This window comes from Methylobacter sp. BBA5.1, assembly GCF_000746145.1.
Taxonomy (GTDB): domain Bacteria; phylum Pseudomonadota; class Gammaproteobacteria; order Methylococcales; family Methylomonadaceae; genus Methylobacter; species Methylobacter marinus.
On sequence record NZ_JQKS01000054.1, the window covers coordinates 1 to 15,312 of the forward strand.

Annotated in this window: 13 protein-coding genes and 1 tRNA gene; all 14 read left to right on the forward strand. The window is 43.4% G+C overall.

Annotated features, from left to right (window positions below; genetic code table 11):
• On the forward strand, nucleotides 1–105 hold a 105-nt coding region (locus EK22_RS23950; protein ID WP_200882641.1), incomplete at its 5' end, for an EF-Tu C-terminal domain-related protein.
• A gap of 49 nt (nucleotides 106–154) precedes the next feature.
• Nucleotides 155–230: transfer RNA gene (locus EK22_RS20960), tRNA-Trp, on the forward strand.
• Nucleotides 231–278: 48 nt separating this feature from the next.
• Nucleotides 279–656 carry a preprotein translocase subunit SecE gene (gene secE / locus EK22_RS20965; RefSeq protein ID WP_020159193.1) on the forward strand — a complete coding sequence of 126 codons (378 nt, stop codon included), beginning with the start codon at nucleotides 279–281 and terminating at the stop codon, nucleotides 654–656.
• A gap of 1 nt (nucleotide 657) precedes the next feature.
• On the forward strand, nucleotides 658–1,191 hold the full coding sequence (gene nusG, locus EK22_RS20970) for a transcription termination/antitermination protein NusG (protein WP_020159194.1): 534 nt from the start codon (nucleotides 658–660) through the stop codon (nucleotides 1,189–1,191).
• A 104-nt stretch (nucleotides 1,192–1,295) separates the two neighbouring features.
• Entirely contained in the window at nucleotides 1,296–1,727 is a 432-nt protein-coding gene (rplK, locus tag EK22_RS20975) for a 50S ribosomal protein L11 (RefSeq protein ID WP_036254118.1), read from the forward strand.
• Nucleotides 1,727–2,422 (forward strand): 50S ribosomal protein L1, encoded by a 696-nt coding sequence (gene rplA / locus EK22_RS20980; RefSeq protein ID WP_020159196.1) that lies wholly within the window; start codon nucleotides 1,727–1,729, stop codon nucleotides 2,420–2,422. The genes rplK and rplA overlap by 1 nt, the downstream gene beginning before the upstream one ends.
• A 178-nt stretch (nucleotides 2,423–2,600) precedes the next feature.
• Nucleotides 2,601–3,095 carry a 50S ribosomal protein L10 gene (gene rplJ, locus EK22_RS20985; RefSeq protein WP_036254120.1) on the forward strand — a complete coding sequence of 165 codons (495 nt, stop codon included), beginning with the start codon at nucleotides 2,601–2,603 and terminating at the stop codon, nucleotides 3,093–3,095.
• Between the two features lie 45 nt (nucleotides 3,096–3,140).
• Nucleotides 3,141–3,512, forward strand: a complete 372-nt coding sequence (gene rplL, locus EK22_RS20990; protein WP_020159198.1) for a 50S ribosomal protein L7/L12 — start codon at nucleotides 3,141–3,143, stop codon at nucleotides 3,510–3,512.
• A gap of 131 nt (nucleotides 3,513–3,643) precedes the next feature.
• Nucleotides 3,644–7,720: a DNA-directed RNA polymerase subunit beta gene (gene rpoB / locus EK22_RS20995; protein WP_027147246.1), complete on the forward strand. Its 4,077-nt coding sequence runs from the start codon at nucleotides 3,644–3,646 to the stop codon at nucleotides 7,718–7,720.
• Nucleotides 7,721–7,797: 77 nt separating this feature from the next.
• Entirely contained in the window at nucleotides 7,798–12,003 is a 4,206-nt protein-coding gene (gene rpoC, locus EK22_RS21000; RefSeq protein ID WP_200882642.1) for a DNA-directed RNA polymerase subunit beta', read from the forward strand.
• A gap of 186 nt (nucleotides 12,004–12,189) precedes the next feature.
• Nucleotides 12,190–12,564, forward strand: coding sequence for a 30S ribosomal protein S12 (rpsL, locus tag EK22_RS21005; RefSeq protein ID WP_020159201.1), 375 nt, complete (start codon nucleotides 12,190–12,192; stop codon nucleotides 12,562–12,564).
• Between the two features lie 19 nt (nucleotides 12,565–12,583).
• Nucleotides 12,584–13,054: a 30S ribosomal protein S7 gene (gene rpsG, locus EK22_RS21010; protein ID WP_020159202.1), complete on the forward strand. Its 471-nt coding sequence runs from the start codon at nucleotides 12,584–12,586 to the stop codon at nucleotides 13,052–13,054.
• A gap of 30 nt (nucleotides 13,055–13,084) precedes the next feature.
• A complete protein-coding gene (gene fusA / locus EK22_RS21015) occupies nucleotides 13,085–15,181 on the forward strand; it encodes an elongation factor G (protein WP_036254122.1) in 2,097 nt (698 codons plus the stop codon).
• A gap of 30 nt (nucleotides 15,182–15,211) precedes the next feature.
• The coding region (locus EK22_RS23955) for a GTP-binding protein (protein ID WP_200882643.1) at nucleotides 15,212–15,312 on the forward strand (101 nt) is incomplete at its 3' end.

Below are 15,312 nucleotides of genomic sequence, written 5' to 3' on the forward strand. Positions count from 1 at the left end.
GTGAAACTGATTTCACCAATTGCGATGGAGGAAGGTTTGCGTTTCGCTATTCGTGAAGGCGGGCGTACCGTAGGTGCGGGCGTCGTTTCATCAATAGTTGAATAATATTTCAAATTAGTATAATATTGCGGCTTGTGTAAATTTTCTCTGAATTAGGTCAGTAGCTCAATTGGTAGAGTAGCGGTCTCCAAAACCGCGGGTTGGGGGTTCGAGACCCTCCTGGCCTGCCATTCAGGTTAAAACATATCAATATATTCATTTCCATAATTAAGTAATACATGAATACTCAGGCAGAAGCAACGACGTCAGTCCTTGATGTTGTTAAGCAGGTCTTATCCGTCGTCTTTGTGGCTGCTGGGGTGGCTGCATTCTATTATTTCTCGGAGATTCAGCTCTTGTATAGAGTGTTGGGTCTGCTAGCCGTAGTGGTAATAGTGTTGGGCATCATGCTTACTACTGATGCTGGGCGAAACGTTTGGGCATTCGTGCTGGAATCCAAGCAAGAAGTCAGAAAGGTTGTGTGGCCTACTCGCGAAGAAACAATGCGCACTACCTTGTTGGTATTTGCGATGGTATTTATTGTGGGCTTGATTTTGTGGTTGCTGGACATGTTCCTGTTTTGGGGTGTGCGTCTTTTAACTGGTCAAGGGGGATAGGATGGCACTTCGCTGGTATGTTGTGCATGCATACTCAAACTTTGAAAATAAAGTTAAGCAAGCATTAGAAGAGCGAATAAAAAGGGAAGGCTTGGAGCAGTATTTTGGAAAGATTCTAGTGCCCACCGAAGAGGTGGTGGAAATGCGGATGGGTCAGCAGCGTAAAAGTGAAAGAAAATTTTTCCCTGGATACGTTCTTGTTCAGATGGAGTTGACTGATGAAACTTGGCATTTGGTGAGAGACGTTCCGAGAGTGCTGGGATTTATTGGGGGGACCTCAGATCGACCGGCTCCTATCTCAGAGAGAGAAGCTATGTCTATACTCAACAGAGTTGAAGAAGGCGTAAATAAACCACGACCTAAGATTCTGTTTGAGGTTGGTGAAGTGATTAGGGTAATCGACGGGCCATTTAAGGATTTTAATGGTGTGGTTGAAGAAGTTAATTACGAAAAAAGCAAATTAAAGATATCGGTGCTCATTTTTGGTCGCTCAACGTCTGTTGAACTTGATTTTGGGCAAGTTGAAAAAACCTAATTGCTAGTCGGCGGTTAGTATCTACAAAATCCCTGTCTGAATAAGGCAGGGATTTTTGTGTCTAGGGGAGCTGGAAAGCGTCTGAACCCATATTGGAGTAAAAAATGGCAAAAAAGATTACGGCTTATATTAAGTTACAGGTAAAAGCAGGTGAAGCAAATCCGAGTCCACCAGTAGGTCCTGCTTTAGGTCAACGTGGTGTCAATATTATGGAGTTTTGTAAAGCGTTTAATGCTAAGACTCAGGATACAGAGAAAGGTTTGCCTTTGCCTGTTGTTATCACGGTTTATAGCGATCGCAGCTTTACATTCATCACAAAAACTCCTCCAGCATCAATTCTGTTGAAAAAATTAACGGGTATAAAAAGTGGAAGTAGCAATCCAAACACCAAAAAGGTTGGAACAGTAACTCGTGCGCAATTGGAAGAAATTGCTAAAACGAAAATGGAAGACTTGAATGCTGCAAACCTGGAAGCAGCAGTAAAAACAATTGCTGGCAGCGCGCGTAGCATGGGTCTGACAGTGGAGGGACTGTAATGGCTAAGTTGTCGAAAAAAGCGAAACTGATTAAATCAAAAGTTGATAGGACAAAACAGTATTCCATCGTTGAAGCTGTTCAGTTGCTGAAAGAATTAGGTACAGCCAAATTTAATGAAGCTGTTGATGTGAGTGTTAATTTAGGTGTGGATCCACGCAAGTCAGACCAAAATGTTCGTGGAGCAACTGTTTTGCCTAATGGTACGGGAAAAACCGTAAGAGTTGCGGTATTTACTCAAGGTCCTAATGCTGATGCGGCAAGAGAAGCAGGTGCTGATATCGTCGGTATGGATGATCTAGGTGACTTGGTTAAAAAAGGCGAAATGAATTTTGACGTAGTTATTGCATCTCCTGATGCGATGCGTGTGGTTGGTCAATTAGGTCAAATTCTAGGCCCAAGAGGCTTAATGCCTAATCCTAAGGTTGGAACTGTTACTCCTGATGTTGCGACTGCGGTAAAAAATGCAAAATCAGGTCAAGTGCGTTACCGTACTGATAAATCCGGTATTATTCACTGTACTTTGGGGAAAGTGTCTTTCAATGCTGATGCGATTCAAGGTAACTTGGAAGCGCTAATCTCTGATTTGAAAAAAGCTAAACCAACAGCGGCTAAAGGTGTTTACATTAAGAAAATAACTTTATCTTCAACCATGGGGCCTGGTTTGTGGCTGGACCAAAGCAGCATTAATATGTAAAAGACTTTGGGTTGCCGTTTTATCGGTGACCGTCAAAGACCGCAGGTGTTGTAAAACTTAATTTTCCTGCGTAGACGGAAGCTGGAACCTAAAACTGGGGAAAGGGACCGTAAGGGGCATCCGCCTGGATGTGTTTTATTATTTCTGGAATTATTCCAGAACTTACCGGAGGTAAGCTGTGGCACTAAATTTAGATAGCAAAAAAGCTGTCGTAGAAGAAGTTGCTGAGATCGCTGCTAAAGCGCATTCCGCAGTAGCAGCAGAATATCGTGGTTTAACAGTTACGGAGTTGACCGAACTGCGTAAAACTGCGAGAGAAACAGGTGTTTATCTGCGTGTGGTAAAAAATACACTGGCAAAACGAGCCGTAGCCGGAACTGATTTTGAATGTATGCAAGATGGCATGGTAGGTCCTTTATTGCTTGCATTTTCAATGGAAGATCCAGGTTGTGCTGCGCGTCTGATCAGTGATTTTGCCAAAACTCACGATAAGTTGATCACTAAGGTTGTGGCTATTAATGGCCAGTCTTATGGTGCATCCGAGTTGGCACGGTTGGCAAGTATGCCGACACGAGATCAGGCTATTGCAATGCTTATGTCTGTAATGAAAGCACCGGTCGGAAAACTTGTTCGTACTTTGGCTGCGGTCAGAGACCAGAAAGAAGCAGCATAAGCTTATTTAAACCAGTTAAAAATTATTGTATTAGAGGAATACTAAATGGCAGTTTCACACGAAGACATCTTGGACGCAGTTTCCAACATGACTATTATGGAAATCGTTGATTTAATTTCAGCGATGGAAGACAAATTCGGCGTAACAGCAGCAGTTGCAGTTGCTGCAGCGCCAGCTGCTGCTGGCGGAGCTGTAGCTGAAGAGCAAACTGAATTTGATGTGATCATGACCGGTTTCGGTGATAACAAAGTTGCTGTTATTAAAGCAGTACGAGGCATCACCGGTTTAGGACTAAAAGAAGCTAAGGACGCTGTGGAAGGCGCTCCAACCACTCTGAAAGAAGGCGTTTCTAAAGCCGAAGCTGATGATTTCAAAAAACAGCTTGAAGAAGCGGGCGCTACTGTCGAAATCAAATAAGATTTTGACTCAAAAAATACAAGGCTCATGCCTTTTAAGTATGGCTGGTGACAATTTTGTCGCCGGCCTTTTACTGTTTGCAATAAATGCACAGTAGAAAATTATTCATGACGAAAAGGTTTGGAAGCGATATGTCCTACTCTTTTACCGAAAAAAAGCGTATTCGAAATAACTTTGGGAAAGGTACTGAGGTACTTGAAGTTCCCTATCTTTTGGCAACTCAAATCAATTCCTATGCAGGCTTTTTGCAATCGGGTGTAGCACCTGAAAAGCGTGCCAATATTGGGTTGCATGCGGCATTTTCCAGCGTGTTTCCTATTGAAAGCCATTCCGGATATGCGGTGCTGGAATATGTAAGATATAGATTGGGAGAGCCCACTTTTGATGTAAGAGAGTGTCAACAACGGGGAGCGACTTATGCCGCTCCTTTAAGAGTATTAGTGCGTCTAGTTATTTACGATAAAGATGCTCCTGCTAATGCTAAGGTTGTGAAAGATATCAGAGAGCAGGAAGTCTACATGGGCGAATTGCCTTTGATGACAGATAATGGAACATTTGTGATTAATGGAACGGAACGGGTTATTGTTTCCCAATTACATCGTTCGCCGGGTGTTTTCTTTGATCATGACAAAGGAAAGACGCATTCGTCTGGAAAATTATTATTTAATGCTCGCGTTATCCCTTATCGCGGCTCTTGGTTGGATTTCGAGTTTGATCATAAAGACTGCGTTTATGTACGGATTGACAGACGCAGAAAAATCCCCGCCACTATTTTGCTTAGAGGATTAGGTTTCAATAATGAAGAAATGATCAACATCTTCTATGAAACCAATAAATTTACCTTTGGTAGCGGAAAATGCTTATTCCACATTATACCTGAAAGGATGCGTGGTGAAATCGCTTCGTTTGATATTAAGCACAATGGGCAGGTATTAGTAGAAGAAGGCCGCCGCATCACAGCAAAACATATTCGCGAAATGAATAAAGTCGGCTTGTCGGAAGTTGAAGTGCCTAAGGATTATCTGGTAGGTAAGATACTTGCTAATAATCTGATTGATCAAGCGACTGGTGAGTTAATAGCTAACGTTAATGACGAGCTTACAATAGATTTAATAGAACGAATCATTGACAGTAGTATCACTGAAATTAATACTCTGTTTGTTAATGATTTGGATAAAGGTCCGTACATCTCTAATGCCATGAGACTGGATGTGACTACCAATACACTGGAAGCACTGGTTGAAATATACCGGATGATGCGACCTGGTGAGCCGCCGACAAAAGAAGCCGCAGAAAACCTGTTCCAAAACCTGTTTTTTACCGATGAAAGATATGATTTATCTACTGTCGGCCGCATGAAGTTTAATCGACGTTTAGGACGGGAAGAAACTACAGGACCGGGCACTTTAACGAAAGAAGATATTATTGATGTTCTCAAAGAATTAATTGATATTCGTAATGGTAACGGTAACGTCGACGATATTGATCACTTAGGTAACAGACGTGTCCGCTCTGTTGGCGAAATGATCGAAAACCAGTTCCGTGTCGGTTTAGTCAGAGTTGAAAGAGCGGTAAAAGAACGCTTGACCTTGGCCGACTCTGAAGGATTGATGCCGCAGGAAATTATTAATGCCAAACCTGTTTCGGCGGCAGTAAAAGAATTCTTTGGATCCAGCCAGTTGTCACAGTTCATGGATCAGAACAATCCATTATCACAAGTGACTCATAAACGCCGGGTGTCTGCATTAGGGCCAGGTGGTTTAGCAAGAGAGCGTGCCGGATTTGAGGTTCGTGACGTACACACTACTCATTATGGTCGTGTTTGTCCTATTGAGACTCCGGAAGGTCCAAATATTGGTTTGATCAACTCATTATCCGTCTATGCTCGAACTAACGATTATGGTTTTCTGGAGACGCCATATAGAAAAGTAATCGACGGCAGAGTGACCGATCAAGTCGATTATCTATCAGCAATTGAGGAAGGTGAGTTCGTTATTGCTCAGGCCAGTGTTGCTGTCGATGAAACAGGCAAACTGGTAGAAGGTTTGGTGTCATGCCGATATAAAGACGAATTTACTTTGGCAATGTCTGATACTGTGCAATATATGGATGTCTCGTCAAAACAGATCGTATCGGTTGCAGCTTCCATTATTCCTTTCCTTGAGCATGATGATGCTAACCGTGCGTTAATGGGATCTAATATGCAACGTCAAGCTGTTCCTACACTAAGAGCGGAGAAACCATTAGTGGGAACGGGCATGGAGAGAACAGTTGCAAAGGATTCTGGTGTAACTGTTGTTGCCGCACGTGGAGGTAGTATTGAAGCGGTTGATGCCGCTCGAATCGTGGTACGTGTAAATGATACGGAAACAGAAACGGGCGCCTCAGGTGTGGATATTTATAATCTGACTAAATACACCCGGTCAAATCAGAATACCTGTATTAATCAAAAACCATTAGTAAAACCAGGTGATGTTGTTAATGCTGGAGATATTCTGGCGGATGGGCCATCTACCGATATCGGGGAGCTGGCTTTAGGACAGAATATGTTAGTTGCCTTTATGCCATGGAATGGGTACAACTTCGAAGATTCGATTCTGGTTTCTGAACGAGTGGTGAGAGAAGATCGCTTTACCACAATTCATATCGAAGAGAAAACCTGCGTCGCGCGTGATACCAAGCATAGTCCGGAAGAGATCACTGCAGATATTCCAAATGTCAGCGAAGAGGCTCTGTCAAAACTTGATGAGTCCGGCATTGTTTACGTAGGAGCCGAAGTAAAAGGTGGTGATATTCTGGTGGGAAAGGTAACTCCAAAAGGAGAAACCCAATTGACACCGGAAGAAAAACTATTGCGCGCAATTTTCGGTGAGAAAGCGGCGGATGTAAAGGATACATCATTGCGTGTTCCGGGCAGTATTGAAGGGACGGTAATTGATGTACAGGTGTTTACGCGTGATGGAGTGAAAAAAGACAAGCGAGCTCTCGATATTGAAGACGCAGAAATCAAGCGTTACAGAAAAGATCTTGACGATCAGCTCAAGATTCTAGAAGGGGATATTTTTGCTCGTGTGGCTAAGTTATTGATCGGTAAGACTGCTCAATCTGGACCAGCTCAATTGAAAGCAGGTACAGAAATAACCCAGTCTTATTTGAATGGTCTAAAACATTCAGATTGGTTAAAAATCCGAATGAAAGATGAAGATATCAATCTTCAACTAGAAGCCGTGGCCGAGCAAATTGAGCAGCAAAGGAAAGCCTTTGATGAAAAATTTGAAATCAAGCGTAAAAAAATCACAATGGGTGATGATTTGGCGCCTGGCGTTCTAAAAATGGTTAAGGTCTACTTGGCGGTTAAAAGACGTATTCAGCCTGGGGACAAAATGGCAGGACGACATGGAAATAAAGGGGTTATTTCCATGATCAGACCAATTGAAGATATGCCTTATACAGCTGATGGCAATCCGGTCGACATCGTGTTGAACCCGTTGGGTGTGCCATCGCGGATGAATGTCGGGCAGGTGCTTGAAACGCATTTAGGTTGGGCTGCGAAAGGCTTAGGCATCAAAATAGGTAAAATGCTCGAAGCAAAGGCAAAAGTTGCTGAAATCAGAGGATATTTGGATAAAATTTATAATAGTAGTGGTCGTAGAGAGGATCTGGATTCGTTTACCGATCGAGAAATCCTGGAAATGGCGGCTAATCTGGTTGACGGCGTGCCTATGGCGACTCCTGTATTCGATGGTGCGACTGAGGAAGAGATTCGTACGATGTTGAGACTCGCGGACTTGCCGGAAGACGGACAGACCGTGCTTTATGATGGCCTGACTGGCGAACCGTTTGAGCGGAAAGTAACGGTTGGCTATATGTATATGTTAAAACTGAATCATTTGGTTGATGACAAAATGCATGCCCGATCAACAGGGCCTTATAGTCTCGTTACCCAACAACCATTAGGAGGAAAGGCACAATTTGGTGGTCAACGTTTCGGTGAGATGGAGGTCTGGGCACTGGAAGCTTATGGTGCAGCTTATACATTGCAAGAAATGCTCACGGTTAAATCTGACGATGTAACAGGTCGGACTCGAATGTATAAAAATATTGTCGACGGTGATCATAAAATGGAAGCCGGTATGCCGGAATCATTTAATGTTTTAATTAAAGAAATCCGCTCATTGGCTGTCAATATAGAATTAGAGCGAGATTAATAGCCCCGACTCTTAATTGAAAATATCTGATAGCCTGTTCTGGGGTAAACCAGAAAGTATTTAAAGAGGACATACTCTTGAAAGATTTAATGAATTTCTTAAAGCGTCAAGGCCGCGCCGATGATTTTGATGCAATCCGAATTGGTCTAGCGTCACCGGACATGATTCGTTCCTGGTCTTATGGCGAAGTAAAAAAGCCGGAAACAATTAACTATCGCACGTTTAAGCCTGAGCGCGATGGTTTATTTTGTGCAAAAATTTTTGGTCCCGTCAGTGACTATGAGTGTTTATGTGGCAAATATAAAAGACTGAAGCATCGCGGTGTTATTTGTGAAAAATGTGGCGTTGAGGTAACGCTGTCAAAAGTACGCCGTGAAAGAATGGGGCACATCGATTTGGCCAGTCCTGTCGCGCATATCTGGTTTTTAAAATCATTGCCTTCCAGAATAGCGTTGCTATTGGATATGACGCTACGTGAGATAGAGCGTGTGTTATATTTTGAGTCATTTGTTGTTTTAGACCCTGGTATGACGCCTTTAGATAAAGGGCAGTTGCTTACCGATGATGAGTATCTGGATGCGGTTGAATTGCATGGGGATGATTTTGTCGCAAAAATGGGTGCTGAAGCGATTTATGATTTATTAAAAGCGATTGATTTAAAAGAAGAAGTTAATATTCTTCGCGAAGAGATTAATTCGACAAATTCAGAAACGAAAATTAAAAAGTACTCTAAGCGCTTGAAAGTGATAGATGCTTTATTGAGTTCAAGTAATCGCCCGGAATGGATGATTATGCAGGTGTTGCCAGTATTGCCACCGGAATTGCGTCCATTGGTGCCACTAGACGGCGGCCGCTTCGCTACTTCGGATTTAAATGATTTATATCGACGCGTAATTAATAGAAACAATCGTTTAAATCGATTGTTGGATTTAAATGCGCCAGATATTATCGTCCGTAATGAAAAACGGATGCTACAAGAATCTGTTGATGCGTTGTTGGATAACGGTCGGCGCGGTCGGGCCATTACAGGTACAAACAGAAGGCCTCTCAAATCATTGGCTGATATGATTAAAGGCAAGCAGGGGCGTTTCAGGCAAAACCTGCTGGGTAAGCGTGTCGATTATTCGGGTCGTTCAGTCATAGTCGTGGGGCCAACACTAAGGCTGCATCAATGTGGGCTGCCGAAAAAAATGGCACTGGAATTATTTAAGCCGTTTATTTTCAGTAAATTACAGTTCAGAGGTCTTGCTACAACTATTAAAGCGGCCAAGAAGATGGTTGAGCGCGAGGGTACGGAAGTTTGGGATATTCTCGAGGAAGTTATTCGGGAACATCCAATTTTGCTGAACCGTGCTCCTACGTTGCATAGGCTTGGAATACAGGCATTTGAGCCTACTTTGATTGAAGGTAAGGCAATTCAGTTACATCCACTAGTCTGTAGCGCGTTTAATGCTGACTTTGATGGCGACCAAATGGCTGTGCATATTCCTTTGTCGGTAGAAGCGCAACTGGAAGCTCGAACATTAATGATGGCAACTAATAATATATTGTCGCCCGCTAACGGTGAACCTGTCATCAATCCATCCCAAGACGTGGTATTAGGGCTGTACTATATCAGTCGTGAAAAAATTAATGCGAAAGGTGACGGTAGCATATTTGGTAGTGTTAGTGAAATTCATAAAGCCCTGCTCGCTAAAACAGTTGAATTGCAATCTAAAATTCAATTGCGTGTCACAGAGAAAGTTGCAAATGAGAAAGGCGAGCTCGAAGATAAAACGCATCGGGTTGAAACAACTGTGGGTCGTGCGTTAATTTGGGAGATAGTCCCGGATCGCATGCCATATGAATTGGTTAATTGCGATATGACAAAAAAGAACATATCACGGTTAATCAATTACAGTTATCGCTTTTTAGGAAATAAAGATACGGTTGTGCTCGCTGACCAGCTCATGTATCTGGGTTTTAGGTACGCAACGATCTCTGGCGTATCTTTTGGTATTGAAGATATGGCGATACCAGCAAAAAAAGTCGATATTATTAAAATTGCAGATGCTGAAGTAAATGAAATTCAAAGCCAATATTCTTCGGGTTTAGTAACCGATGGTGAACGCTACAACAAAGTTGTTGATATTTGGTCGCGCGCCAATGATCAAGTTGCTAAAGTTATGATGGATGGATTGGGTGAAGAGTCTGTTATTGATGCTGAAGGTAAGACGGTAAAGCAAAAATCATTTAACTCTATCTTTATGATGGCAGAATCTGGTGCTCGAGGTTCCGCGGCCCAGATCAGGCAGTTAGCGGGAATGCGTGGGTTGATGGCTAAGCCTGACGGTTCTATTATCGAAACCCCTATTACGGCTAACTTTAGAGAGGGTTTGGACGTATTGCAGTACTTCATTTCTACTCACGGTGCTCGTAAAGGCTTGGCTGATACGGCGCTAAAAACTGCAAACTCCGGGTATTTAACACGCAGACTGGTGGATGTGGCTCAAGATTTGGTAATCACCAGTGATGATTGCGGCACTTCCGATGGATTGATTATGACTCCAATTATTGAGGGAGGAGATGTGGTCGAGCCATTGTCAGAGCGTGTATTGGGTCGAGTAGTAGTCAATGACGTTATGGATGCCAGCGGCGAAAAAGTCGTGGCACCTAAAGGTACGTTATTAGATGAACATTGGGTTTCCGTTTTGGAAGAGCACAGTATTGATCAGGTTTTGGTCAGATCAATTATTACTTGTGAAAACAGGTACGGTGTTTGTGCTGCCTGTTATGGACGTGACTTAGGCCGTGGTCATTTAGTCAATATTGGAGAAGCGGTAGGTGTGATTGCTGCACAATCGATTGGTGAGCCGGGAACTCAGTTGACCATGCGTACTTTCCATATTGGAGGTGCGGCATCAAGATCCGCCGCTATCAGCAATGTTCAGGTCAAATCTGCAGGAACGGTTCGGCTTAGTAACTTGAAATCCGTGGTAAATCGTGAAGGTAATCTAGTTGCCGTATCGAGATCGGGTGAGGTAGGCGTTGTTGATGATTACGGTCGTGAGAGAGAGCGCTATAAGATCCCTTATGGTGCGGTGCTTTCAATACAGGAAGGCGGAAAAATTAATGCGGGTGATATAATTGTTACTTGGGATCCTCACACGCATCCTGTTATCACTGAAGTTGATGGTGTTGTCGGCTTGATCGATTTTGTTGATGGCGTGACAGTGCAAAAACAATCTGATGAAGTAACCGGTTTAAGTTCGCTTGTGGTAACCGATCCAAAACAAAGAGGTGGGGCTGGTAAAGAATTACGCCCAATGGTTAAGCTGCTGGATGAAAATGGAAATGCGATATTTTTGCCGGGGACTGAAATTCCAGCACAATATTTCTTGCCTGCAGGCGCGATTGTCGGCATCAAAGATGGTGGTGAAGTTAAGGTAGGTGACGTATTAGCTAGAATACCGCAGGAATCAAGTAAAACCAGAGATATCACTGGTGGTTTGCCACGTGTTGCCGACTTGTTTGAGGCGCGTAAAACGAAAGATCCGGCAATACTTGCTGAGACGAGTGGAACTATCTCGTTTGGAAAGGAAACAAAAGGAAAACAGCGCGTTGTTATTACAGATGCTGCTGGAGAGCAGTATGAAACCTTGATACCGAAATGGCGGCATATCACTGTTTTCGAAGGGGAATATGTTGAAAAAGGCGAAACAATTGCAGAAGGCGAATTAACGCCTCATGATATTTTAAGATTAAGAGGTATTGAAGAATTAGCTAATTACCTAGTAAAGGAAATTCAAGATGTTTATCGTTTGCAAGGCGTGAAGATAAACGACAAGCATATAGAGGCTATTATTCGACAAATGCTCAGAAAGGTTGAGATAACGGCATCGGGTGATACCGAATTCTTGAAAGGAGATCAAGTTGAGCGCTCAGTACTAAGAGAAGTAAATGATAGAATGGAAGTGGAAGGGAAGATTCCAGCTAGCTATGAGTCCGTACTTTTAGGCATTACCAAAGCATCTTTGGCTACAGAGTCCTTTATCTCGGCTGCCTCTTTCCAGGAAACGACTCGAGTTTTGACTGATGCTGCTGTTCGAGGATTGAGCGATAATCTCCAGGGATTAAAGGAAAATGTTATTGTTGGAAGATTGATTCCAGCCGGAACAGGGCTTGCCTATCATGAGAGCAGGAAAAATAGATTTGCTCAACATGAGATAGTCGAAAGCGAAGCACCTTCAGTGGTAGATGCTGGAGATGTGGAAGAAGCTCTTAAACAAGCTTTGAATATTTAAAGTGTAGTAAATATTTCGTAAATAAAAATGAGCTTGACCTGGTCTGTATTAGCAAGTATTATATTCTGCTCACATGAGCTAAGTGCTTGAGTCAGGTTGAAATGCTAATTAACCGTCGACATTTTTTATGTTCGGCGGTTATTTTTATTGTCTGACAGTTAATTGTATATCGGAGTAAACAAAGATATGGCCACGATCAACCAATTGGTTCGTAAGCCGCGCGCTAAAAAAGTAGAAAAAAGCAATGTGCCAGCATTGGAAGCATGTCCTCAACGTAGAGGGGTGTGTACGCGTGTTTATACGACAACCCCTAAAAAACCAAATTCGGCCTTGCGCAAGGTGGCCAGGGTTAGATTAACTAACGGCGCTGAAGTTAGTAGCTACATTGGTGGTGAGGGTCATAATCTTCAGGAGCACTCTGTGGTTTTGATAAGGGGTGGTCGTGTAAAAGACTTGCCAGGTGTCAGATATCATGTTGTGCGTGGTAGTTTAGATACTTCTGGTGTGACCAATAGAAAATGTGGTCGCTCAAAATATGGCACTAAACGGCCTAAAAAGTAAATATTGGTTGGTGAGATAAATGTCTAGAAGAAGAGTCGCTACGAAAAGAGAGATTATTCCTGATCCAAGATTTGGCAGTGTAATGCTGACAAAATTTATGAATATGATCATGGAAAGTGGCAAGAAATCGATTGCGGAAGGAATTGTCTATGGCGCTTTGGATGTAATCGAAAGTAAAGGGCATTCTGAGCCGTTGGAAGTATTGTCAAAGGCCTTGGAAAATGTGCAGCCAAGAGTTGAGGTTAAATCTCGTCGTGTTGGCGGGGCCACGTACCAGGTTCCGGTTGAGGTTCGTCCTTCAAGGCGTATGGCTTTGGCAATGCGCTGGTTGATCGATGCTTCTCGTAAGAGAAATGAAAGAAGCATGGCTTCTAAATTGGCGGGTGAGTTGTTGGACGCTTTTGAAAGTAGAGGTTCGGCAGCTAAAAAACGAGAAGATACGCATAGAATGGCTGAGGCTAATAAGGCGTTCTCGCATTACCGTTGGTAGCCGACTAATTGTACTAAAGGTTGCAAGGTTGTGGCACGCAAAACACCTATAGATCGTTATCGTAACATCGGTATTATGGCGCACATAGACGCCGGTAAGACGACGACGACTGAGCGCGTGCTTTACTATACGGGGGTGTCTCACAAGATAGGTGAGGTGCATGATGGTGCGGCGACTATGGACTGGATGGAGCAGGAGCAGGAGCGAGGAATAACTATTACCTCTGCTGCCACAACCTGCTTCTGGAGTGGAATGGAAGGCCAGTTTTCACAGCATCGAATTAATATTATTGATACGCCTGGGCATGTTGACTTTACTATAGAAGTAGAGCGATCTTTGCGTGTTTTAGATGGGGCCTGTGCTGTTTTTTGTGCTGTGGGTGGTGTTGAGCCGCAGTCTGAAACAGTTTGGCGTCAGGCTGACAAATATAATGTACCCCGGTTGGTTTTTGTTAACAAAATGGATCGATCAGGTGCTGATTTTTTGAGGGTGATTGAGCAGATCAGAAGGCGTCTAGGGAGTAATCCCGTGCCTATGCAGTTGCCGATTGGAGCAGAGGATGCTTTTGAAGGGGTTGTCGATCTCGTCAAAATGAAGGCGATATATTGGGATGACTCCAATATGGGTATGACTTTTCAGGAAAAGGATATCCCTGCTGGCATGCGGAAAGTCTGCGAGGAGTGGCGGGAGCATTTGGTTGAGGCGGCGGCGGAAGCTAGCGAAGAATTGATGGAAAAATACCTGGAAGAGGGTATTCTAACAAGCGAAGAAATTAAACAAGGTATACGTGCTCAGACCATCGCTAATCAGGTGGTGCCGGCATTTTGTGGCTCTGCTTTTAAAAATAAGGGTGTACAAGCCATGTTGGATGCGGTTATTGAATATATGCCGGCACCAACAGATATACAGGCGATCAAAGGATTGCTTGAAGATGAAGTGACGGAAGCCGAGCGTCCGGCTAACGATGAAGCGCCTTTTGCAGCTTTGGCATTTAAAATTGCGGCAGATCCGTTTGTGGGGGCGCTGACTTTTTTTAGGGTTTATTCTGGTGTATTAAACTCCGGTGATAGTGTATATAACTCTGTTAAAAAGAAAAAAGAAAGGATTGGTCGCATTGTGCAAATGCATGCCAATAGCCGTGAAGAAGTAAAAGAAATATTTGCGGGTGATATAGCGGCGGCAATCGGCCTGAAAGATGTTACCACTGGTGATACGCTGTGTGATCTTAAGGAAAAAATTATTCTTGAGCGAATGGATTTTCCGGAGCCTGTAATCGCGGTTGCTGTAGAGCCAAAAACAAAAGCCGATCAAGAAAAAATGGCGATCGCATTGGCTAAATTAGCACAAGAGGATCCATCGTTTCGGGTGCATACAGATGAGGAATCAGGCCAAACAATCATTTCGGGGATGGGAGAGCTTCATCTGGAAATTATTGTTGATCGAATGAAAAGGGAATTCAGTGTCGATGCTAATGTAGGTGCTCCTCAAGTTGCATATAGAGAAACCATACGTGGTTCTGTAGAGCAGGAAGGTAAGTTTGTCAGACAATCAGGCGGCAGGGGTCAATATGGGCACGTCTGGCTGCGGATTGAGCCAAAAGAAACCGGTTCGGGCTATGAATTCGTTAACGAAATAGTTGGAGGAGTTGTTCCTAAGGAATACATTCCTGCAGTGGATAAAGGGGTTCAAGAACAGTTGAAGAGTGGTATTCTTGCTGGGTTCCCTGTTGTTGATGTAAAGGTGTCTTTATTTGATGGTTCGTATCATGATGTGGATTCGAACGAAATGGCTTTCAAAATTGCCGGCTCCATGTGTTTTAGAGAAGGGGCGCGAAAAGCAAACCCTGTGTTGCTTGAGCCAATAATGAAAGTTGAGGTGGTTACGCCAGAAGAGTATATGGGTGACGTCGTCGGTGATATTAACAGGCGTCGTGGTTTGATCCAAGGTATGGATGATGCGCCATCAGGTAAAACAATTAGCTGCGAAGTGCCGTTAGCGGAAATGTTTGGTTATGCAACTGATTTGCGTTCGGCAACACAGGGGCGAGCTACATACAGTATGCAGTTTGAAAAATACAATGAGGCGCCTGCAAATATTGCGGAAGCGATTATTAAAAAATCTTCATAAAATTGAATATAACATTAAAGGTATTAACTCATGGCCAAAGAAAAATTTTCACGTAGCAAGCCACATGTAAACGTAGGCACCATCGGTCACGTTGATCATGGCAAAACCACACTGACAGCAGCCTTGACTAA